Here is a 20,804-nt window from a genome sequence, read left to right as displayed (position 1 = left end):
GAAGGCTTTTGGTGGCATACTAACTTGGCTTACAAGCTAAACACTGTTTTTTAAAAACCAGGGGTGAACAAAGAAAACAACGCCGGTTTTTATGGCGTTGTTGGGGGCGGGCTGGGGCGTTACTACGACGTTTTAGGCTTGGGCGCTTAGGTCCGCTTGCAGTTGGTTCATCACAAAGTCGGTAAAGTAATCGGCAATGTTGTCTGTCGATTTTGCCGAGCTAGGCCGCAGCCATAAATAGCTGTAATGGTGCATGCCTAACACGGCCTTTACCATTAACGGGTTCATGTTACGTAGCCCTTTTTCTTCATATAAGCCCTCTAGCAGGGTACGCCAGTGCTGCTCGTAGTTTTTATGCAGCTCAAGCAGCTCGGCTCGTCTATTTCCCACAATCGAATGCGTTTCTCTAAAACACACGGTTAGCTCGGCCAAGTCGTCGCTAATGGTGCGCATGACCATTTTCGAGAATTCGCGCAATTTCATTTCAGCACTTTTATTTTCGGCATGAATAATGTCATTGGCAATTTTGTTCAAACTGACCAAATAGCGTGACGTGACATTAAACAGCAGCTCTTCCTTGCTACCAATGTGGTAGTACAACGCACCGCGACCGAGGCCGGTGGCTTGTTCCAGGTCGCTCATTCCCGTGGCGTGGAAGCCTTTTTGCGCAAACATCTCGGCAGCAATTTTATAGATGCGCTCTTTCGTGCTTGGTTCTTCTACCGAAGCGTTAGGCTTCGCGTCTTTATTTTCTGTGTTGATAACGCGATGAGTCGTAGTCATAAACCTTCCAGTAAACGAGTTAAGCACAGGCATTAGTATAAGGCCGTTTTTGTACTGATCGATCACCTAGGGAAAAACCTATTGACCGGTCGGTACACGACTCCTATACTTTTCTCATGCAGCGATAACTTCGACGCCGTTAGGTAATAACAATCAAAATCGATGTACCTTCCAATAGGAGACAGCTATGTTGAAAACAGCAGGCGCTATTTGCGTGCGGTTCTCTAAGAAGTACGTGCCGAACCCCTTTGTGTTCGCCATTCTCATCACCATCATCATTTTCGGGTTAGGGGTGCTGATGACGCCTGCCTCGTCGATGGAGATGGTGTCTTTCTGGTATTTAGGGTTTTGGGATCTGCTTAACTTTTCCATGCAGATGGTGGCCATCTTGTTATTCGGCTACGTTTTGGCTTCGTCGCCACCGGTTCGGCGCATTATTGGTAAAGCAGCCAAACTACCTAAAACACCAGGGCAAGCCATCATCCTTATCACGTTGTTAGCCATTGCTTTTGGTTACCTAAGTTGGGGCTTAGGGCTGATCGTAGGGGCGATTGCTGCAAAAGAAGTGTGTTACGAAGCCAAACGGCGTCAAATCAAGGTGCATTATCCCTTGGCGGCTGCTGCTGGTTTTACGGCATTAATTATGTTTAATGGTGGTTTCTCTGCGTCGGCACCGTTGTTGGTTAATACGGAAGGCCACTTTTTGATGGATGCCATCGGATTAATTCCTGTAACGGAAACGATTTTTGCTCCGGCTAGTTTAATTACCTTAGCGCTGTTTACGGTGTGTATTCCCTTTGTTTACCGCGCTATGCACCCCGATGGTGCGGACATTGAAGAGATTCCGGATCGTGGTCCGTCTATCGGAGACGCAGCGGCCGAGAAAACGATAAGTGATGAGCCAAAAACCTTAGCGGAGAAGCTTGAAGAGTCGATGCTGTTGTCCTATGTCATTGTGGCGGCGGGTCTAATCTACATCGGTTATCACTTCGCGACCCGCGGTTTTGACTTGAACCTAAACATCATTAACTTCAGCTTAATGATTATCGGGATGGCGATGTACAGGACGCCCATTGCATACGTAAAAGCCATTGACGAAGGGATTACTGCATGCGGGCAGATTGTGCTGCAATTTCCTTTCTATGCCGGCATTATGGGCATGATGGCTAAATCCGGTTTAGTTGATATTTTTGCTGGCTGGCTGATCAATATATCCACGCAATTTACCTTGCCGCTAATGTCGTTTATCAGCGCCGGACTGATCAATATCGCTATTCCTTCAGCCGGTGGTCAGTGGGCAGTACAAGGGCCGATTTTGGTCGAAGCTGCAAAAATGTTAGATGTGGATATGGGCCTGATTGTGATGGCTTATTCCTACGGGGATCAGGTGACTAACGGTATTCAGCCGATGTGGATGTTGCCTTTGCTTGGTATTGCTGCCTTAAAAGCGCGCGACATATTAGGCTACACCGCGGTAATGATGTTGGTGGCGTTCGTCATCTTTGCTCTAGGCCTGACCGTATTCCCCATGTGGTTCAACTAAATAAGTAGGAGGAGACCTAATGTCTTACGATAACCGAGCCCCCGTTTTATGGACGCCCACAGCAGAACAGGCGGCGGGTACGCAGATGCAACAGTTTGCCAAGCGAGTGAACGTTCCCACGCATAGTTATGCGGATTTGCACCGTTACTCTATCGCCGAAATGGCGAATTTCTGGGAAAACTTTATCGATTTTTCCGGTCTAATTTATGAGGGTAGCTGGGAGCAGGTGATTGAAAAAGGGTCGTCCATGGCCGAAACACGCTTTTTTAATGGCATGAAGCTAAATTTAGCGGAGAACATGCTGGCGGGTAGCGGCGACGAGGTGCTGGTTATCGAAACTAACGAGTACGGCGTGCAAGCGTCGTACACGCGGGCGCAGATTCGACTAAAGGTGGCCCAACTTCAACAAAGTCTGCGCGAACAGGGCATTGGGTCTGAAGATCGAGTCGTTGGCTTGTTGCCGAATAATGTCGAGGCCTTGGTGTCGATGCTGGCCGTGACGTCCTTGGGTGCCATTTGGTCAACCTGCTCGCCCGAGTTTGGGGTAACGGGTATTACCGACCGCTTTGGTCAGGTGACGCCTAAGTTATTAATTGGTAGTTCCCAGTATCTGTATAACGGTAAGCAACATCAGACCTTAGAAAAAATCAAAGACGTACTTGAGGTGTTGCCCAGTGTTGAAACGCTGATTTTGGTTGGCGAGGGCGACACTTCTGCACTACAAAACGTAAAGGTTCATGCGTTTTCAGATTTATTGAATAACGACGCAACCGAACCCACTTACGAGCGCTTTGCCTTTGATCACCCTGTGTTTATTGTGTATACCTCGGGCACCACGGGCTTGCCCAAGTGTATTGTGCACCGTACGGGTGGCATTTTAGTCAACCTTAAGAAAGAGCACGCACTGCATTGCGACGTGAAAGCGGGCGATCGCATGCTGTATTACACGAACACCGCATGGATGATGTACCACTGGTTGGTATTAACGATGGCTTCAGGTTCGTCGGTGGTGTTGTACGACGGCGCAGCCATTCCCAAAACGCCAGAGGGCTTAAATTACGATGTGTTGTGGGAGCAGGCGGCCGAGCTAAAAGTCACGCATTTTGGCACCAGTCCCAAGTATTTAACGCTGCTGGAAGAGGCCGAACGTTCACCCACTAAAAATCACGATTTTTCGAATTTACGTTTAGTGGCCTCTGCTGGCGCACCGTTGACGCCCGAGAATTTTAAGTGGCTGTATCAGAATATCAGTGACGATTTATGCGTAGCGTCGATTTCGGGTGGTACCGAGATTTTAGGATGCTTCGTGATGGGTAACCCCAGTCAGCCGGTACGCGCTGGCGAGATTCAAGGCCCTGCATTAGGCATGGCGGTTCATGTGTTTGACGAGCGCAATGTCAGTGTATTGGGGCAGAAGGGCGATTTAGTGTGTACCGAGGCCTTCCCGTCTATGCCGTTGACCTTCTGGGGTGAAAACGGCGATGCGCGTTTTTACGACGAGTATTTCAACGAAGTGCCTGGCGTGTGGGTGCATGGCGATTTGGCCGAAATGCGCAGTAGCGGCGGCGTGATCATTTCAGGTCGTACGGACACCACGCTAAAACCGGGCGGTGTGCGCATTGGTACGGGCGAAATCTACCGCATTCTGGATTCGATGGAAGAGATCCAAGATTCGTTGGTGATTGGTTATCCCATTCAAGACGATATGGAGATTTGGTTGTTTGTGGTGTGCGCCGATAACCAAACCTTAGACGAGACCTTACGTCAACGCATTGTGGGCGAACTACGTCACAAAGGCTCACCGCGTCATGTGCCACGCCGTATTGTGGCGGTGGATGACATTCCCTACACACTAAGCGGTAAAAAAGTGGAAAAAGCGGTGTTACAGAAGTTGTTGGGTAAGGCCGTGACTAACGTGGGTTCGTTGTCGAACCCAGATGCCTTAGACGGCATTAAAGACCGCGTCGAGGCACAGCAACGAAATGAGGCGAAGTCATGACATCGAATGCTGCCATTATTGGTATTGCTGAACTGGAGCCACTGCGTAAGTCAGTCAATGAAACCACGCTAAGTTTATTGGCAAAGGTGTCCATTGCGGCCATGCACGATGCAAAAATTGAGCGTGACGCCATTGATGGTTTGTTTGTGGGGGTGCAGGTGGGGGAAACCCCCCAGCATGTGCCCGCCACCGTGGCCGAGTATTTAGGCATACAGCCCACCGTGGGCAGTATCGTCGATTTAGGGGGCGCGACCGCCATTGGTATGGCGTGGCGCGCGGCGGCGGCGATTTCTGCTGGCATGTGTACCACCGCGTTGTGTGTGTTGGGTAATATTCGCGACGACACGCCGTTGCGTTCACCTAACCGAAACCCAATCCGCGAATTCGACGTGCCCTTTGGGGCCTCGGGTGCCAACATCAGTTATGCGTTTTTGGCAGCCCGCCATATGCACGAGTACGGTACCACGTCTGAACAGTTGGCCAAGGCTGTGGTCATGCAGCGCGAGAACGCGCATCGCCATCCTTATGCGTTTTTTCGTAATCAGCCCTTAACGGTGGAAGATGTGTTGACGTCACCGATGGTGGCCAAGCCCCTTAGGTTGCTTGAGATCGTGATGCCATGTTCGGGGGCGGCGGCTTTTATTGTGACCAGCGCCGAGCAGGCCAGAAAACGCGCCGAGCCGCTGATTCGCATCGCTGGTGTGGGTGAAAAAGTGACGCATCGGGCCATGTCCCAGTCGCCATCCTTAACCACGGGGCCGCTAAAAGCGGCCATTGCACAAGCGTATCAACAGGCGGGAGTGGATCATTCGCACATGAGCACCCTGTCGTTATACGACTGCTACAGCATTATGTTGCCCATTACGCTGGAAGACGCTGGCGTGTGTAAGCCCGGTGAAGGGGGGCTATGGTTGGATGAGCATGACATTCGTTGGAATGGTGATCTGCCCATTAATACGCACGGCGGACAGTTGTCATTTGGGCAACCGGACCTAGCTGGGGGGATGACGCACATCATCGAATCGGTTCGGCAGTTGCGTCATCAGGCCTCTGGGCGTCAGGTGGAGAACGCCGAATGGGCCCTAATGACGGGTAACGGCGCCACCCTCAGTGAAGCCACAGCAATGGTTCTACATCGGGAGGCCTAACCATGTCTACAGTTTTAGCAAAACCGAATCCCACGGTGACACCGGTTTCCGAACCCTTTTGGACGCAGGCGTCAGCGCATATTCTTAGGCTACAGCAATGTAACGATTGCCAAAAAGCCATTTTCTATCCACGTCGTCACTGTCCCCATTGCTGGAGCGAGTCGCTTCGTGACATCCAAAGTAGCGGTCGGGGCACAGTGGCATCCATTGTTGAGGTTCACCGTCCGGGTCACCCGTCGTTTAATGACGAGTCACCGTATTACGTTGCGTTGATTGACCTGGACGAGGGCGTGAGAATGTTAAGTAACGTCTCCGACCCATCGGGTGCCGCAGTGCCCGTAGGAGCCTCGGTAGAGCTGGGGTGGAAGTCGCATAACCAGTTCAGCTTGCCCATTTTTACTGTGATTAACGCCACCATGGCGAAGGAGCGGTAATGAGTTCAAATCATGAAATGGTGCTGCTTGATGGCTTGCGTACGCCGTTTGGCCGTTTTAAAGGGGCCTTGTCCCACCTTGAAAGTCGCACCTTAAATGCCACGCTAATCAATGCGCTAGCCTTGCGTCACCCCCAAATAGCGCATTGTGATGGCGTGATCTTAGGTCAGGTATTACAGGGGGGCTTGGGCCAAAACCCAGCGCGTTTAGCCGCCGTGGAAGGGGGCTTAAGTCTTAGTGTGCCGGCCATTACTTTAAACAGTGTGTGTTTGGCAGGGATGGCGGCGGTGGCCGATGCCAAGCGCCGCATTCAATGCGAAGAAGGCGAGTTGTATGTGGTGGGGGGCGGTGACTCGATGAGCCGTGGCCGCCATGCGGCGATGCTGCGCGACGGGGTAAAAGGCGTGAAAGCCGTGCCTTTTATTGACACCACCCTTTACGATGGCCTGTGGTGCGGTATTCAAGATGCGGGCATGGGGCCGATCTCTGACGAGCTTAACGAACAGTTACGTATTAGTCGTGATGACCAAGACGCCTTTGCGTTGATGTCGCATCAGCGTGCGGCGGCCGCCCAAGAAAATGGCTTTTTCAAACACGAAGTGTATGTGGATGACGAGGCTTACGCCTTGAATCACGACGAAGGCGTCAGAAAAAACAGCACCTTGGATGCCCTACATGCCTTAAAGCCGGCGTTTACGGAAAACGGTACCTTAACGGCGGGCAACTCGTCACAAATGAGTGATGGCGCATCCATTGGGGTAGTGGCGTCGGCGCAGTACGCTAAAACGCACGAGCGCGAGCCCTTAGCTCACATTATTGCGACCGCCCAAACCGCTGGTCCCGATACCAGTTTGCATTTACGCCCAGCCGATGCCATTTCGGCAGTACTGAAAAAAGCGGGTTTGCGTGCTGACGAGATCGATTTATTTGAAATTAACGAGGCCTTTGCCTCGGTGGTGTTGGCCAGTGCGCGCCAGCTAACCATCCCTTTAGAAAAAATTAACGTTAACGGGGGCGCTATCGCCATTGGTCACCCTTTAGGTGGCAGCGGTTTCCGTTTGGTTTTGACCCTAGCCCATGCCCTTAAACAAAGGGAAAAGCGATTTGGTATTGCCGCAATGTGCGGTGGCGGCGGACAAGGGTTTGCCGTCCTATTAGAAAGGAGAATGACATGAGCGAAGCAGTAAACGGTTGGACCGCAACCTTGCATGGTATGCCCGAGGTAGGTCAAAAAGCACAGGCTGTGAAAACAATGCAGCAGTCGGACATCGAGCTTTTTAGTGCCTTAAGCGGCGACCGCCAACCTTTGCACACCAATCCCGAGCTGGCTAAAGCCTCGCGCTTTGGTGGAGTGATTGTGCAGGGCGGTGTGACCACTGGTTTGCTTAATGCGGTGGTGGCTGAACAATTGCCTGGACCTGGTTCGGTTTTCTTAAACGTCGATTGGAATTTTTCTAAACCGGTGTATTTAGAAGATACCGTTACCGCAACGGTGGAAATTCTTGAGGTACGCGCCGATAAACCGATTTGTGTGATAAAAACCGTTATCACCAATCAGAAAGGTGAAGTCTGCCTAGATGGTAAAGCCACCACGTTCACGGCGGAGCTTAAAGGATTGCTAGACTAATATGCCACCCGATCGTCGTCGTTGGAAAATTTTAAACTTAATGGCTTGTGCCATTTTGTTGGTCATGACCACTTGGTTTTCCGCGACGGCGGTGGTACAGCAGTTAACCGAGCACCTTGGGCTTAGCAACAGTGGGCGGGTGTGGTTAACGGTTTCGGTGCAAATCGGTTTTGTGGCGGGGGCGTTGTGCTCGGCCATGTCAGGTTGGGCCGACCGCTTTTCTGGACGCACGCTGATTGTTGCCGGTGCCGTGTTAGTGGCCCTGATTAATTTGTCTATTTTATGGCTAGGCCATGCCGCGCCAGTCATTGTCGCTCGTTTTTTCACCGGCTTTTTCTTAGCCATTGTTTACCCCCCAGCCATGAAGTTAATTGCCACGTGGTTTACCACGCGTCGGGGCGTAGCCATGGGCATTGTGATCGCAGCCACTACCTTAGGTACGGCCACGCCGCACCTGATCAATGCTTTGGGTGGCTTGGCATGGGAAATCGTCGTGGTGTGTACCTCGATCTTTGCCCTGATTGGTGGCTTGATCGTGGCGTTGTTTATTCGGGAAGGGCCGTTTCCCTACCCCTCTTATCCTTTCAATTTAAAGGCGGCGATTCGCGCTTTCAGAAACCCCTCGGTGTCGTGGGTAACCGTCGGTTATTTAGGACACATGTGGGAGCTCTACGCCATGTGGGCGTGGTTCGCGGTTTTTTATCAATTTGTGCTGGATCAGTCCAGCGTAGCTAACAGCGCGATCATCGCCTCGGCCGCGACCTTTATTGTGATCGGGGTGGGTGGCATAGGTTGTGTGTTCGCAGGCTTAACCAGTGATCGCTTTGGTCGTAGCAGCACGGCGTTTTGGGCATTGGTGATGTCGGGGGCCATGGCAGCCGTGATTGGCTTCGCCATTTCCTTTCCCATTTTGGTGTTCGTCTTAGCACTGGTGTGGGGCCTAACGATTGTGGCGGATTCAGCTCAGTTTTCTGCCTTGCTTACCGAGGTGGCGCAAGGCGAGTACGTGGGCTCAGTCCTAACCTTGCAACTGGCGTTGGGGTATTTATTAACCGTGCCGACGATCTGGCTCGTGCCGGCAATTTCCCGAAATTTGGGTTGGGGCGCTGCTTTCTTAATGTTAAGTCTGGGTACCGTCATCGGCGCCTACGCCATGCATCGCACCCGACTGCTAATGCAGCAAAAAGCAAAACTAAGTCTAAGCAAATCTAAGCTTATCTAAAGCCATCTAAGGTGACTCCTAGTTTCGTAGGCGCGTCATCGTTTAGTTTCGGATTGGGCGTAGATCGTCGGGCACATCAATGTCCATGATGCATCCTGGGTCATCGCTTTCTATCCAGCAGGTGTGTTCACGGTAACGCTTGAATAACGCTTGAGCGCCGTTTTCATCTTCTAAGGCCAAGAGCTCGGCTTTGAGTTTACGGTGCAACGCCACGGGGTGGCCCGGCTGTTGTTGGTAGCGTGGTCGGGCCAGTAGACAGCCATCGTTTAAGGTGTGAAGCAAGGCGTCGTAGGTGCGGGGATCAATATAGGGCATGTCCGCTAAGGCCACGATCCAGCCTGTAGAGGGTGTGGCCAACGCACCGATGGCCGATTTTAAGCTGGCGCCCATACCCAGATTCGCCTGTGTACAACTAAGGTGCAGAGCATCGATGTGTCCAGTGGCTTGCCAGCTTAAGGCCGATCGGGGGCCGTGCACAATAATTAATTGATCGCAGGCATGATGCAGTTGACGCGCACTGCGCGCGATCACCGTTTCATCGTCTGTCAGGGCTTGCGTTAGCTTAAAACGTTGCCCCTCTTGATCAAAGCGACGGCCGATGCCGGCCGCCAGCAAAATCCCCACAATCGCTGTCATCGCTCGTGCCTAATGGCATTTAGACCAGAAAACGATTTAGAAACCCTACCGAACGCTTGTTAGCGTCGTTGGCGGCCGTTTCCACATAGTTGGTGCCATTGGGGCGAGCAAAGGCGTGGTCACACCCTTCGTACAAATGATGCTCCCAGCCTTCACGCTGATCGGCTTGTTGTGTGATTTCATCGCGTGCGGCGGTGGGCACGTAGCTATCTAATTCAGCAATATGCAGTAAAGTCGGCGCGGCATCGCGACTAAGGGCAGGCAGTAATTCGTCAAGGCTGACACCGTAGTAACTGACGGCACATTTGATGGGGCTGCTTTGCGCCATCAAGGCTACCAAGCGTCCGCCCATGCAATAGCCGACGGCGGCAATTTTTTCATGACCCAGTTGTTTGGCTAAGTAAGCACGACTGCTTTCTAAGTCGGCGACGGTTTCGTTATCGCTCATGCCTTGCATCAGTTCCACGCCAAGCGCAAATTGCGATTGGTTGGTGGGGTCTAGCTCCAGATTGGGTTCTTGGCGCCAAAACAGGTCAGGACAAATCACGTTAAAGCCTTTTTCTGCCCATTGCTTTGCTAAGGTCTGCATGGACGAGTTCAGCCCAAAAATTTCTTGAATTAACACGATACCTGGCGCATTGGGTACGGTGGCAGGCACAAATAACGCTTTCATACTACGTCCATCGGACGTGGGAACCTGTACAGATTTCATTCGAACTCCTTTAAGCGGTTAATAATACTGAAGCACCGAGTCTATGAATGCCAGTGTAGGTAGCTTAGCAAAAATGTGAGGGCGTTGTGCTCGCTAACTTCAAGTCTATCTATTAAGCTAGCATGCACCGAACGCTATACCCTAATTCCTTATTGTTGGAGCTTTACTTTATGCACGTAGCCAAACCGCAGCTTGTTTTTTTGGGGCCAGAGGCCGCGCCGGGCATGATTTCTGCCTTACAAGAAAGCGTTGAACTTCACCATTTCACAGATATGGCTCAGGCCGAGCAGGCCTTGCAGCAGCTTGGCCCTAGTATTAGTGGTTTGGTCACATCGGCTTCAGTGGGAGCCAAGGCCAGCTTGTTACAGCTATTACCCAATTTAAAGGTGGTAAGCAGTTTTGGTGTGGGCGTAGATGCGTTAGATCTAAAGTACCTAAAAGAAAAGCGTATTCCGGTGGGCTATACCCCCGATGTATTAAACGACTGTGTTGCCGACTTAACGCTGGGGTTGATGTTGGATATCACCCGTCGTATTAGTGAAAACGATCGTCTTGTGCGTAATGGCAGCTGGGCCACGGCACCTGCACCGTTGCGACACCAACTGTCTACAAAGCGAGTGGGACTGTATGGCATGGGCCGTATCGGCCAAGAAATTGCCCACCGTTGTGCGGCATTTAAAATGCCCATTGCCTATCACACGCGTCACCCCAAGGCAGACTTACCTTACTTGCATGTGGATACGCTACAGAAACTGGCCCAATGGTGCGATGTGCTGGTGGTGATCGTGCCGGCGACATCCAGCACGCAAGGCAGTGTAGATCGCACTGTTTTGACGGCTTTGGGCGCTTCAGGCTATTTGATCAATGTTGCACGGGGCAGCATTATTAACGAAGCGGATTTGCTTGATGCCTTAGAGCAGAAGGTGATCGCGGGGGCGGGGCTGGATGTGTTTTATAACGAACCGACGATCGATCCGCGTTTTCTTGATGTGGATAACGTGGTGCTTAGCCCGCACGCCGGTAGCGCTACCCACGAGACACGTCAGGCCATGGGCCAATTGGTGGTGGACAATATTCGCAGCTTTTATCAACGCGGAGCCGTACAACGTTCCTACTTTGACGACCACGCTTAGCTAAACTAGACATAATGTCCCATACTATAGAGGCACTACTGTTGGTGTATACCGTAAAAGGGCACTATGTCAGGATACGAAACGAGGCGTCAAACCGTTCAAATTAACGGTGGGGATGATATTTACCTCACCACCTTGATTGATAACCAGCAGTTCTACGATCCAGATGGGGCAGCGGGAAAATTGGGTGTTTGTTCTGCCTCATGGCCATTGTTTGGGTTGCTTTGGCCTTCCAGTATTCGCTTAGCCAATAAAATATCATTGCGCTCTGTCACCGAAGGCGAACGTATTTTAGAGATCGGTTGTGGTTTGGCCTTAGCCAGTTTGGTGGCGCATCGTCGCGGTATGAGCGTGACCGCCAGCGATCGCCACCCCATGGCACAGCATTTTCTAAAGAAGAATCTGAAACTGAATGGCTTGCCGGCTTTGCGCTATAAATTTGCGCAATGGGGAGACAACCAAGACGAGCTTGCCTTAGACTTAGGCTTTGCGACCTTACAAAGTCGCTTCGACCTGATCATGGCTAGTGACGTGCTGTACGAGCGCGAAACCCCAGAACAATTGGCCTTATTTATTGATAGTCATGCGAATTACAAAGCCGAAGTTTGGGTGGTGGACCCTAACCGAGGTTACGCGGGCGCATTCACCCGTAGCTTACGTCAGTATGGCTTTAATCAAACCGAAAACCGTTTGTTAAGCAGCGAGCAGATGGAAAACGGCTTAGGCATCATGGAGCGTTATTCAGGACGTTTTCTAAGCTATTCCCGAGGCTAAAGTTAAAGTAGGCCTACTACCTAACGATAGGATAGGGGTAGGCCTTGATCGTTGTCGCGTTAATGATTGTGCCGCGGTAACTGCTTGGCAATATCAATAAATTCCAGCGCACTTTCTAATACGCCACCTTCAGAAAGTTGATTCACCTCTTGTCTATAGATTTTCTGCCAAGGTGTTTGGCTGGGGGCCACAGCCGGTGGCGCTTCACCGCGTCGTCGGGCAATTTCAACCTCATCAACCAGTGCGTCACAGGTGCCAGCGTTAAGATCAAGGCGTATCGTATCGCCATCACGCAACCACGATAAGCCGCCTCCGGCTGCGCTTTCAGGCGAGGCATGCAAAATAGAGGGGCTGTCAGCCGTACCCGATTGTCGGCCATCGCCTAGCGTGGGCAAGCTGTTAATGCCGCGCTGCAGTAACGCTTTGGATGGCTGCATGTTCACCACTTCGGCAGCACCTGGCCAGCCTAGAGGGCCAGCGCCGCGTATTACTAAAATGCATTGCTCATCAATGTTTAGTGCAGGGTCGTCAATGCGCTGGTGATAGTCTTCCGAGCCCTCGAATACCACGGCTCGCCCTTCAAAAATGCCTTCTTGACCGGGTTGTTGCAGGAATTTTTGCGAGAACTCGGCCGAGATCACGCTGGTTTTCATGATGGCAAAATCAAATAGGTTGCCGCTTAACACTCTAAACCCAGCATTCGATCGTAATGGCGTATCGAAGGCTTTAATCACATCACGGTCGCTGCTTTCTCGCCCTGCCAGTGCCTCGGCGATGGTCTTTCCGCTAACGCTTAAGCAGTCACCCTCTAATAAGCCGTTTTGCAGTAATTCCCACATGACCGCCGGCACGCCACCTGCACGGTGGAAGTTTTCGCTAAGGTACTTGCCAGCGGGTTGTACATTGGCAAGCAAAGGAACGTCGTAGCCGTATTCTTGCCAATCCGAGGGCGACAGGGTGACCCCAGCGTGTTTGGCCATGGCGGTGAGGTGGGGCTGCGCATTGGTCGATCCGCCCAAGGCCGAACACACTCGTATGGCATTGATGAAGGCTGGTTTCTTCAAAATGTCTAAGGGCTTAAGGTCGGCTAGCACTAATTCAACGGCGCGCTTTCCGGTGCGATAGGCAATTTGACTGCGTTCGCGGTAGGCAGCAGGGATCGAGGCGCAGCCGGTTAACGACAAGCCCAACGCTTCGGCTAAGGCATTCATGGTCGAGGCGGTGCCCATGGTGTTGCAATGTCCTACCGAGGGGGCGGACGACAAGGCCGCATCTAAAAATTCGTCTTCGGTGATTTCGCCAGCGGCCAACTTGCGCCGTGATTGCCAAATAACGGTGCCCGAGCCCACGCGTTCGCCGTCGTGCCAACCATCTAGCATCGGACCGCCTGACAACACGATGGCGGGAATATTCACCGTAGCCGCCGCCATGATGGCCGAGGGCGTGGTTTTATCGCAGCCGGTGGTTAAGACCACCCCGTCGATGGGGTAACCGTACAAAATTTCCACCAAACCCAGATAGGCTAAATTTCGGTCTAGCGAGGCAGTGGGGCGCTTACAGTTTTCAAAAATAGGATGCGTGGGAAATTCAATGGGTATCCCACCCGCATCACGAATGCCATCGCGCACGCGTTTGGCTAACTCAATATGTACCCGATTGCAGGGAGTAAGGTCACTGCCGCTTTGCGCAATGCCAATAATGGGTTTGCCTGCACGAAGCTCTTCCGGCGTTAAGCCGTAGTTCATGAAGCGCTCCATGTATAACGCGGCTAAATCGATGTGCTCTTTATTATCAAACCAATCTTGCGAACGTAAGCGCTTTTTAGGGGGTGTGGACGTATGCATGAATAAAGCATTCCTCTTCACAATTCAGTGTTTGTTTTTCGTTCTTGAGAAATAGGCACGGCACGTCTAATGCCTTCGTACTAGGGTTAAACCGTATTATTCCTTAGGCGGTTTTGTCTCTATAGTTGAGTTGTCTGACAATATGATGTCTGGTTTGAATGCGTTGGTCAATGTTTTTCCACCACTTACTGTTTAGAGGGTAAATAGCGCGATGACACCCACCGGCACCCCAGTTCACACAGGGCTTCAGCGGCTTATTCAAGCCGTGGGCGAGTCGTATGTTGTGTCCGACCCCAGCCAAATGCAGCCTTATCTAAGCGATTGGCATGGTGATGAAACCGGTACGGCCTTGGCGGTGGTGAAACCCAGCGCTACAGCTGAGGTGCAAGCAGTGCTCGCTATTTGTTATGAACTGGATATCGCCGTCATCCCGCAAGGTGGGAACACCGGCTTGGTGTTGGGGGCGTTGTCCACGGATGCCACCCCGAAAATCGTGCTCAACCTTGAGCGCATGAAAAAAATTCGTCATATCGATGTGGCCAACAGTTCGGTCGTGGTCGAGGCCGGCTGCGTGCTGGAAACCTTACAAAACGAAGCGGCGGCTCAGGGTCTGCTCTTTCCTGTCTCGCTGGGTGCCGAGGGGAGTTGCCAAATCGGCGGCAACATTAGCACCAACGCCGGTGGCATTAATGTGTTGCGTTACGGCATGATGCGCGAACAAGTATTAGGTTTAGAAGTGGTGATGCCCGATGGGCGTCTGTGGCAAAACTTGAAAGCCTTGCGTAAAGACAACCGAGGTATCGACCTGAATCAGTTGTTTATTGGGGCGGAAGGCCTATTAGGGATTGTGACAGCCGCCAGTCTACGGTTGTGGCCTAAACCCAGTCATGTTGCTACGGCACTGCTAGCCCTTGATTCAGTGGCAGACGCCGTTAGTATTTATCAGCTCGCACGTCAGCAGTGCGGCGATGTGATGACAGCGTTTGAGCTCATGCCGCACTTGGCGTTAGAGCTCGCACAAGAAGCCTTGCCTTCCCTGGTTTTTCCCTTCGATCAACCCCATAAAAACTATGTGCTGCTTGAGTTCTCCGGCGCTCCGCTGTTGGATGTCGAGGGCATGCTTACCGCCTTGATGGAGCAAGCGCTCGAGCAAGAGCTATTACACGATGCGGTTATCGCGCAGTCGCACGCGCAAGCTCAATCCTTATGGGCATTTAGAGAGGGTATGAACGAAGGGCAGGCGCGACGTGGGTTGCACTTGCGTTCGGACGTATCGGTTTCAATTTCAGATCTGGCCAATTTTGTCCACGACGTTGAGCACGAGTTACGCCGTGAGTTTAGCGACGCCGAAGTGCTCAGTTATGGACACATCGGTGATGGCAATGTGCACGTGAATGTCCTGCCCGCAACACAAAGCAGCACCGAACAACGCCTTACTCAAATTGTGCGTGGTAGTGACCTAATCAACGCGATGGTTGCTCGCTACGACGGCAGTATCAGTGCCGAACACGGTATTGGCCGTTTAAAGCGACGTGCTTTTTTGCAAGACATTTCCCCATTGCATAATGAAATGTTGTTACGTATAAAACGTGGTTTTGATCCTAAGAACCTCATGAACCCTGGGTGTTTGCTCAACACGGTGGACGACAACTGATGGCAGCAGGCACACTTGCCAGATCGAAATCACATTGCGCAGGAGTTAAGAGTCATTATGTCGCTGTTTACCCCCATCAATCGGGCCAAAAGTCTACCTGAGACCATCGCCCGAGATATTCAGCAAGAGGTCACGGCCGGAAATTTAAAACCCGGTGATCGTCTTCCCACTGAAAGCGAGCTGGCCGAAACCTTTGGCGTTAGCCGCACGGTGGTGCGCGAGGCCATCGCCCAACTGCGCCACGAAGGTTTGGTTGAAACCCGTCGCGGGGTCGGCGCATTTATTACCGAGCCCGAGCGCCGTCAGTTTCTACGTATTGAAGGGCTGTCTTTGGATGACCCCGAAAGTTTTAGAAGTCTCTTCCAGTTGCGCAATGTGCTTGAGGTCGAAGCCGCCGGGCTGGCTGCTTTATTGCATACCGAAGACGAGATGGCCAAAATTGACGAGGCACTAAACCGCATGATTAACGCGGATCAATGGTCAGAAGACGGGGTGGTGGCTGATTTGGACTTTCATCACGCCATTGCCAGCGCAACAGGTAACGAATACTTCCCCGTTTTTATTGGCTTCATCAGTGAAAAGATGAGCGATGCCATGAATGCGTCGCGTGTCTACGCCATACGAGAAGAAATCGTCAAAGTGACCATCGCCGAACACGTGGCCGTTCGTGACGCCATTGCAAAGCGTGACGTGCAAGAAGCCAGGCGCACGATGGAACTCCATATTTTAGGTGGGGCACAACGAGTGCGTCTGCCCGTTGAAGACAAAGAAGCGTTATATAAACCGCGTAAGTAATACCCAGTCATAAAAATAAGGTTCGCACAGAGCCCTTAGCCCCAAAGATAACTCAGCCATCGCTGAAGGAGACAGAACGCATGCAGTTGGTAATCGATTGGTTCTACCGCTTTCTTAATTTCATACTGGTGCTATTGCTGGGAAGCATGGTGTTCATGGTATTTGGAAATGTCATCCTACGTTATGCCTTCAATACCGGATGGAACATTTCCGAAGAGTTGTCCCGTTTCTTTTTTGTCTGGGTCACGTTTATCGGTGCCATTGTTACCTTCAGGCATTACGCGCACATGGGAATTGAGACATTGGTGGTTAGGCTGTCTAAGCGCAATCGCTTAATTTGCATGGCCCTAAGCAATCTGATCATCATGGGCTGCTCTTTTGTTTTTGCCTACGGCACCTACCAACAATTGGAGGTGAACTTCAGTATGCATGCTCCCGTCAGTGGGCTGTCCTTAGGGTGGGTTTACGGCATAGGACTGTTTACGGGCACGTGCATGTTCATCATAGCCGCTCAGCGATTTCTGATGGTGTTGTTAGGCCGTGTCACGGATGAAGAAATCGACCGGTTTGTTGGTCAATATCATGACGTCGCTGCGGAGTAAGCACCCATGACCTTGCTTATCTTTATCGGATCATTATTAGGTGCCATGGCGCTGGGCGTTCCCGTGGCCTTTGCGCTGATCTTCTGTGCAGTCATGCTCATGCTGCATATGGATATGTATAACGCGCAGATCGTGGCACAAAACATGATTTCGGGCGCTGATACCTTTACGTTGTTGGCCATCCCCTTCTTCTTATTAGCGGGCGAGTTGATGAACTCGGGCGGTCTTTCAAAACGTATTATTAATTTCGCCTTAGCGTGCGTGGGCCATATACGAGGCGGGTTAGGCGTTGTTGCCATTCTGGCCGCCGTGATTATGGCCAGCTTATCGGGCTCTGCCGCTGCCGATACGGCTGCATTGGCCGCCATTCTCGTACCGATGATGCGCGACGCGGGCTATAACTTGCCGCGCTCGGCAGGCCTCATTGCAGCAGGCGGAGTCATTGCGCCCGTTATTCCTCCTTCTATGGCCTTCATCATTTTTGGTGTGGCGGCCAATGTCTCGATCTCTCGTCTTTTTATGGCAGGGATCGTCCCGGGTCTATTAATGGCCGTAACATTGGTTGCCACTTGGTTATTCGTTAATCGCAAGTCCACCGTTAAGCCTCTTCCTAAAAGGTCAGCCTCTTACCGTTTAAAAGCTTCCTTACAAGCCGTGTGGGCCTTGGGCATGCCCATCATTGTGCTGGGCGGCATTCGCTTCGGCATTGTGACGCCAACCGAGGCGGCCGTCGTGGCCGTGGTGTATGCATGGTTTGTCGGCGTGTTTATCTACCGCGAGCTCAGCTTTACCGATTTGTACGGTGTGGTGTTACGAGCGGCACAAACCACATCCGTGGTGATGTTCTTGGTTGCGGCGGCGCTGGCTTCGGCATGGCTTATTACTGCTGCCAACATTCCAGCCGAGCTGGGCAGTCTTCTTGAGCCTTTAATTGATAGCCCGAAATTGTTGATGCTGGTCATGATGGTGTTGATCTTCGTGATCGGTACCGCACTTGACCTGACGCCAACCATTTTGATTCTGACACCCGTGCTGATGCCGGTAGTAAAAATGGCTGAAATTGATCCCGTCTATTTTGGCGTGATGTTTGTGATGAACACATGTATCAGCCTATTAACACCGCCGGTGGGCGTGGTGCTTAACGTAGCAAGTGGGGTGGCCAGAGTCCCACTTGGGCAGGTCGTCGTCGGGGTTGCTCCCTTCTTGCTGGCGTATTTTGTGTTGCTGATGTTGTTTGTAGCGGTGCCCGAGCTTATTACCGTACCCATGAGGTGGCTGTATTAAGATTCGGCACTGTTTGAAAAATCATGGTCCTAAATAGGGTCAACACGTAAAACATATTAAGAGGTGACAAATGAACAAGTTCGTAATGACATGTATTGCCGCATCATTAGGCTTAACGCTGGCCATGCCAGCAAGCGCCGAGTTTAAGAATCGAAACATTCGGCTTTCTAACGGTTTGACGGCTGATCACCCCGTGGGCGATGGCGTAAAAGCCTTCAACACGTGTCTGGACGAAAAATCCGACGGGAAAATGAAAATCACCGCCTACTGGAGCGAATCGTTGGGTAGCGATATTCAAGCCACTCAGGCCCTGCGCTCAGGTACACAAGAAGCGGTGATTACGTCGTCGTCTCCCTTAGTGGGTTTAGTTCCTGCCTTAGGCGTCTTTGATTTACCGTTTTTGTTCGCTAACGAGCAAGAGGCGGATCAGGTGGTAGATGGCGCTTCGGGCGATGCCATTAATGAACGACTGGCAGAGCATGGTCTGGTTAATTTAGCCTACTGGGAAAACGGCTTTAGACAATTAACCAACTCTAAGCGCCCGATAGAGAAGTGGGAAGACTTTAACGGCATCAAGATCCGCGTGATGCAGAATAATATTTTCTTAGACACCTTTAATAACCTGGGCGCGAATCCCACCCCCATGGCCTTCGGTGAAATTTTCTCTGCACTGGAAACGGGAGCGATCGACGCACAAGAAAACCCCTTCGTTACCATCGATGCCTCAAAGTTCTATGAAGTGCAGAAATACGTGTCGGTCACTAACCATGCCTACACCCCTTTCTTAGTGCTGTATTCCAAACGCATCTTCGATACGTATTCAGATCAAGAAAAGGCAGCTTTGCAAGAGTGCGCCATCGTAGGTCGTGACGCGCAACGTCAATCCATTCGATCGTTAACGGCTGATTCCGTCAAAACCATCACCGATGCTGGTGTGCTGGTCAATGAGTTAGCACCCGAAGAACAACAACGCATGAGAGAAAAATCTCAGCCTATTTACGATAAGCATAAAGAGGTTATCGGCGTTGATGTGGTCGATAAGGTGCAAGAGCAGCTAGATGGAATCCGCAGCTAAGTTCAGGCGTATTCCTTTTTAGACATAAGCGCATCCATGGGCTTCAGTAGGTAGTCCATGGATATCGCTTACAACGCAACGCTATGCAGTATGTGCTAACTCTGAATAGAAAGAGCCAGCGTATGACACGACTTACGTGCTCATCTGCGCTCTACGCTAGGCGACATAGGATGAATAATGAGTGAAGATCTTCGCGGTAAGGTAGTTCTGATTACAGCAGCAGCCCATGGCATAGGCTACGCAACGGCCGCAGCCTTCGCCAAAGCGGGCGCCGTGGTGCATGCCACTGATATTGATGAAGCCGCTCTCGCTGTACTTGCCTCTGAACATAAGGTGCACACCGCCGTCATGGATGTGCGCGACACCCAAGCGGTAAAAGAGGTGGTTAACCGTCTGGGCAATATCGACGTACTTTTTAATTGTGCGGGTTACGTGCAAAGTGGCACCGTACTTGAAGCCACCGAAGCCGATTTTGATTTGGCCTTTGATTTGAACGTGAAATCGATGGTGCGTACCACGCAGGCCGTGCTTCCCATTATGCTGGCACAGGGGGGCGGCAGCATCATTAACGTGGCGTCAGTCGTAGGCTCATTAAAAGGCGTGATTAATCGCTGTTCGTACGGGGTATCTAAAGCGGCCGTTATCGGGTTAACCAAATCCATAGCCGCCGACTACGTTACCCAAGGCATACGTTGCAACGCTATTTGCCCGGGAACGGTACAAAGCCCATCCTTAGATGCACGCCTAACCGCTACCGGAGACTACGACAAAGCCATGACAGAGTTCGTAGGCCGGCAACCCATGAAGCGTTTAGGCACGGCCGATGAAATTGCCGACCTAGTCCTTTATCTAGCCCAAGCCACCTACACTACAGGTAGTGTGAATGTGATTGACGGTGGATGGCTCACCTAATACACCAGAATAATGGCTGCAGCTTCTGTCTTTAGGTTGTTTTATACCCGTTGCTGCAGCCTGTTCAGATACCCCCATGCAAAGTCCACAAACTGTTTTTCACTTGGTTAAAATAAATTCATCCGTTAAATCAATGGCTTAATGGGCGGAGGCGTAAAAGGGCGATTTATTTACGCTAAAAATCATCATTTCCCCTTGCCAAGGGTTAAATTGGGGTGCTATAGTTCTCTTTCTCTGCTGCACCAACACAGGGTTAACCCTAAGTTCACGCAGCACCTTTATTCTCCGATTTGTTTCAACGTAGCCCTCAGGGCAGTTCTCAAACAAGGCGTGTGAATCAAGGGCATTGCAGTCATTCTCTTGTTTTTGTTACCTTAAAAAACAGTTGACACAGATTGAAATGCGGTGCTATAGTTCAAGGCTTGGCTTTTCCAGCAGCGCTTATGTCGCTAGCCAGAACAAGGCAGGTGGTAGGTAGTACCAAGCAGGGACGTAAACCTAAACGTTTTGCTTCTCAGCGCATCAGGCAGTTTAGTGGGTGTGCAGGGGTAGCAGGTTTTGGTTTACGAGAGGTTTGAGCAGTAGCGGCTCAATTGGGTTTTACGACGTAAAACACCGCTTGACAAG

Annotated in this window: 19 protein-coding genes; 15 read left to right on the top strand and 4 right to left on the bottom strand. The window is 51.4% G+C overall.

The window, feature by feature from the left end:
* Nucleotides 1–132: 132 nt before the first annotated feature.
* Nucleotides 133–783, bottom strand: a complete 651-nt coding sequence (locus AC2UZI_RS00095; protein ID WP_486941798.1) for a TetR/AcrR family transcriptional regulator — start codon at nucleotides 781–783, stop codon at nucleotides 133–135.
* A gap of 187 nt (nucleotides 784–970) precedes the next feature.
* Here AC2UZI_RS00095 and AC2UZI_RS00090 point away from each other — a divergent pair, with 187 nt between their 5' ends.
* Genes AC2UZI_RS00090 through AC2UZI_RS00060 form a run of 7 tightly spaced genes read left to right on the top strand, consistent with a single transcriptional unit; the run spans nucleotide 971 to nucleotide 8,756 of the window.
* Nucleotides 971–2,326, top strand: a complete 1,356-nt coding sequence (locus AC2UZI_RS00090; protein WP_486941797.1) for a short-chain fatty acid transporter — start codon at nucleotides 971–973, stop codon at nucleotides 2,324–2,326.
* Nucleotides 2,327–2,345: 19 nt separating this feature from the next.
* The gene (locus AC2UZI_RS00085) at nucleotides 2,346–4,325 is read left to right on the top strand and encodes an acetoacetate--CoA ligase (RefSeq protein WP_486941796.1); all 1,980 of its coding nucleotides are present in this window, start codon (nucleotides 2,346–2,348) and stop codon (nucleotides 4,323–4,325) included.
* Nucleotides 4,322–5,473 carry a thiolase family protein gene (locus tag AC2UZI_RS00080; protein WP_486941795.1) on the top strand — a complete coding sequence of 384 codons (1,152 nt, stop codon included), beginning with the start codon at nucleotides 4,322–4,324 and terminating at the stop codon, nucleotides 5,471–5,473. The genes AC2UZI_RS00085 and AC2UZI_RS00080 overlap by 4 nt, the downstream gene beginning before the upstream one ends.
* A gap of 2 nt (nucleotides 5,474–5,475) precedes the next feature.
* Nucleotides 5,476–5,907: a Zn-ribbon domain-containing OB-fold protein gene (locus tag AC2UZI_RS00075; protein WP_486941794.1), complete on the top strand. Its 432-nt coding sequence runs from the start codon at nucleotides 5,476–5,478 to the stop codon at nucleotides 5,905–5,907.
* Nucleotides 5,907–7,082: a thiolase family protein gene (locus AC2UZI_RS00070; protein WP_486941793.1), complete on the top strand. Its 1,176-nt coding sequence runs from the start codon at nucleotides 5,907–5,909 to the stop codon at nucleotides 7,080–7,082. The genes AC2UZI_RS00075 and AC2UZI_RS00070 overlap by 1 nt, the downstream gene beginning before the upstream one ends.
* Nucleotides 7,079–7,534, top strand: coding sequence for a MaoC family dehydratase (locus AC2UZI_RS00065; RefSeq protein WP_486941792.1), 456 nt, complete (start codon nucleotides 7,079–7,081; stop codon nucleotides 7,532–7,534). Before AC2UZI_RS00070 ends, AC2UZI_RS00065 begins: the two co-directional genes overlap by 4 nt.
* A 1-nt stretch (nucleotide 7,535) precedes the next feature.
* A complete protein-coding gene (locus AC2UZI_RS00060) occupies nucleotides 7,536–8,756 on the top strand; it encodes an MFS transporter (protein WP_486941791.1) in 1,221 nt (406 codons plus the stop codon).
* Nucleotides 8,757–8,798: 42 nt separating this feature from the next.
* Here AC2UZI_RS00060 and AC2UZI_RS00055 read toward each other — a convergent pair whose 3' ends face one another.
* Nucleotides 8,799–9,392, bottom strand: coding sequence for a nucleotidyltransferase family protein (locus tag AC2UZI_RS00055; RefSeq protein WP_486941790.1), 594 nt, complete (start codon nucleotides 9,390–9,392; stop codon nucleotides 8,799–8,801).
* Between the two features lie 19 nt (nucleotides 9,393–9,411).
* Nucleotides 9,412–10,104 carry a dienelactone hydrolase family protein gene (locus AC2UZI_RS00050; RefSeq protein ID WP_486941789.1) on the bottom strand — a complete coding sequence of 231 codons (693 nt, stop codon included), beginning with the start codon at nucleotides 10,102–10,104 and terminating at the stop codon, nucleotides 9,412–9,414.
* 170 nt (nucleotides 10,105–10,274) lie between these two features.
* Here AC2UZI_RS00050 and AC2UZI_RS00045 point away from each other — a divergent pair, with 170 nt between their 5' ends.
* Both AC2UZI_RS00045 and AC2UZI_RS00040 read left to right on the top strand, forming a co-directional pair.
* Nucleotides 10,275–11,237: a 2-hydroxyacid dehydrogenase gene (locus AC2UZI_RS00045; protein WP_486941788.1), complete on the top strand. Its 963-nt coding sequence runs from the start codon at nucleotides 10,275–10,277 to the stop codon at nucleotides 11,235–11,237.
* Between the two features lie 66 nt (nucleotides 11,238–11,303).
* The gene (locus tag AC2UZI_RS00040; RefSeq protein ID WP_486941787.1) at nucleotides 11,304–12,011 is read left to right on the top strand and encodes a class I SAM-dependent methyltransferase; all 708 of its coding nucleotides are present in this window, start codon (nucleotides 11,304–11,306) and stop codon (nucleotides 12,009–12,011) included.
* Between the two features lie 59 nt (nucleotides 12,012–12,070).
* On the opposite strand, the gene AC2UZI_RS00035 is transcribed toward AC2UZI_RS00040, so the two are convergent.
* Entirely contained in the window at nucleotides 12,071–13,855 is a 1,785-nt protein-coding gene (locus AC2UZI_RS00035; RefSeq protein ID WP_486941786.1) for an IlvD/Edd family dehydratase, read from the bottom strand.
* 211 nt (nucleotides 13,856–14,066) lie between these two features.
* Here AC2UZI_RS00035 and AC2UZI_RS00030 point away from each other — a divergent pair, with 211 nt between their 5' ends.
* The 6 genes from AC2UZI_RS00030 to AC2UZI_RS00005 all read left to right on the top strand — a co-directional run bounded on the left by AC2UZI_RS00030 (nucleotide 14,067) and on the right by AC2UZI_RS00005 (nucleotide 20,177).
* Nucleotides 14,067–15,509, top strand: coding sequence for an FAD-binding oxidoreductase (locus AC2UZI_RS00030; protein WP_486941785.1), 1,443 nt, complete (start codon nucleotides 14,067–14,069; stop codon nucleotides 15,507–15,509).
* A gap of 57 nt (nucleotides 15,510–15,566) precedes the next feature.
* A complete protein-coding gene (locus tag AC2UZI_RS00025; RefSeq protein ID WP_486941784.1) occupies nucleotides 15,567–16,304 on the top strand; it encodes a FadR/GntR family transcriptional regulator in 738 nt (245 codons plus the stop codon).
* 80 nt (nucleotides 16,305–16,384) lie between these two features.
* Complete coding sequence (locus AC2UZI_RS00020) at nucleotides 16,385–16,906, top strand: TRAP transporter small permease (protein ID WP_486941783.1); 522 nt, start codon at nucleotides 16,385–16,387, stop codon at nucleotides 16,904–16,906.
* Between the two features lie 6 nt (nucleotides 16,907–16,912).
* Nucleotides 16,913–18,190: a TRAP transporter large permease subunit gene (locus AC2UZI_RS00015; RefSeq protein ID WP_486941782.1), complete on the top strand. Its 1,278-nt coding sequence runs from the start codon at nucleotides 16,913–16,915 to the stop codon at nucleotides 18,188–18,190.
* Between the two features lie 70 nt (nucleotides 18,191–18,260).
* Nucleotides 18,261–19,265, top strand: a complete 1,005-nt coding sequence (locus AC2UZI_RS00010; RefSeq protein ID WP_486941781.1) for a TRAP transporter substrate-binding protein — start codon at nucleotides 18,261–18,263, stop codon at nucleotides 19,263–19,265.
* A 177-nt stretch (nucleotides 19,266–19,442) separates the two neighbouring features.
* The gene (locus AC2UZI_RS00005) at nucleotides 19,443–20,177 is read left to right on the top strand and encodes an SDR family oxidoreductase (RefSeq protein WP_486941780.1); all 735 of its coding nucleotides are present in this window, start codon (nucleotides 19,443–19,445) and stop codon (nucleotides 20,175–20,177) included.
* Nucleotides 20,178–20,804 lie beyond the last annotated feature (627 nt).

The sequence above is a fragment of the Paenalcaligenes sp. DL 463 genome, assembly GCF_057475185.1.
Note: the sequence above shows the minus strand (reverse complement) of the source record. Positions and strands in the feature narration are given on the sequence as shown.

Excerpts from the sequence above, each read along its gene's own strand:
- AC2UZI_RS00095 (WP_486941798.1), bottom strand. The coding sequence starts at position 783 with ATGACTACGACTCATCGCGTTATCAACACAGAAAATAAAGACGCGAAG.
- AC2UZI_RS00090 (WP_486941797.1), top strand. The coding sequence starts at position 971 with ATGTTGAAAACAGCAGGCGCTATTTGCGTGCGGTTCTCTAAGAAGTAC.
- AC2UZI_RS00085 (WP_486941796.1), top strand. The coding sequence starts at position 2,346 with ATGTCTTACGATAACCGAGCCCCCGTTTTATGGACGCCCACAGCAGAA.
- AC2UZI_RS00080 (WP_486941795.1), top strand. The coding sequence starts at position 4,322 with ATGACATCGAATGCTGCCATTATTGGTATTGCTGAACTGGAGCCACTG.
- AC2UZI_RS00075 (WP_486941794.1), top strand. The coding sequence starts at position 5,476 with ATGTCTACAGTTTTAGCAAAACCGAATCCCACGGTGACACCGGTTTCC.
- AC2UZI_RS00070 (WP_486941793.1), top strand. The coding sequence starts at position 5,907 with ATGAGTTCAAATCATGAAATGGTGCTGCTTGATGGCTTGCGTACGCCG.
- AC2UZI_RS00065 (WP_486941792.1), top strand. The coding sequence starts at position 7,079 with ATGAGCGAAGCAGTAAACGGTTGGACCGCAACCTTGCATGGTATGCCC.
- AC2UZI_RS00060 (WP_486941791.1), top strand. The coding sequence starts at position 7,536 with ATGCCACCCGATCGTCGTCGTTGGAAAATTTTAAACTTAATGGCTTGT.
- AC2UZI_RS00055 (WP_486941790.1), bottom strand. The coding sequence starts at position 9,392 with ATGACAGCGATTGTGGGGATTTTGCTGGCGGCCGGCATCGGCCGTCGC.
- AC2UZI_RS00050 (WP_486941789.1), bottom strand. The coding sequence starts at position 10,104 with ATGAAATCTGTACAGGTTCCCACGTCCGATGGACGTAGTATGAAAGCG.
- AC2UZI_RS00045 (WP_486941788.1), top strand. The coding sequence starts at position 10,275 with ATGCACGTAGCCAAACCGCAGCTTGTTTTTTTGGGGCCAGAGGCCGCG.
- AC2UZI_RS00040 (WP_486941787.1), top strand. The coding sequence starts at position 11,304 with ATGTCAGGATACGAAACGAGGCGTCAAACCGTTCAAATTAACGGTGGG.
- AC2UZI_RS00035 (WP_486941786.1), bottom strand. The coding sequence starts at position 13,855 with ATGCATACGTCCACACCCCCTAAAAAGCGCTTACGTTCGCAAGATTGG.
- AC2UZI_RS00030 (WP_486941785.1), top strand. The coding sequence starts at position 14,067 with ATGACACCCACCGGCACCCCAGTTCACACAGGGCTTCAGCGGCTTATT.
- AC2UZI_RS00025 (WP_486941784.1), top strand. The coding sequence starts at position 15,567 with ATGTCGCTGTTTACCCCCATCAATCGGGCCAAAAGTCTACCTGAGACC.
- AC2UZI_RS00020 (WP_486941783.1), top strand. The coding sequence starts at position 16,385 with ATGCAGTTGGTAATCGATTGGTTCTACCGCTTTCTTAATTTCATACTG.
- AC2UZI_RS00015 (WP_486941782.1), top strand. The coding sequence starts at position 16,913 with ATGACCTTGCTTATCTTTATCGGATCATTATTAGGTGCCATGGCGCTG.
- AC2UZI_RS00010 (WP_486941781.1), top strand. The coding sequence starts at position 18,261 with ATGAACAAGTTCGTAATGACATGTATTGCCGCATCATTAGGCTTAACG.
- AC2UZI_RS00005 (WP_486941780.1), top strand. The coding sequence starts at position 19,443 with ATGAGTGAAGATCTTCGCGGTAAGGTAGTTCTGATTACAGCAGCAGCC.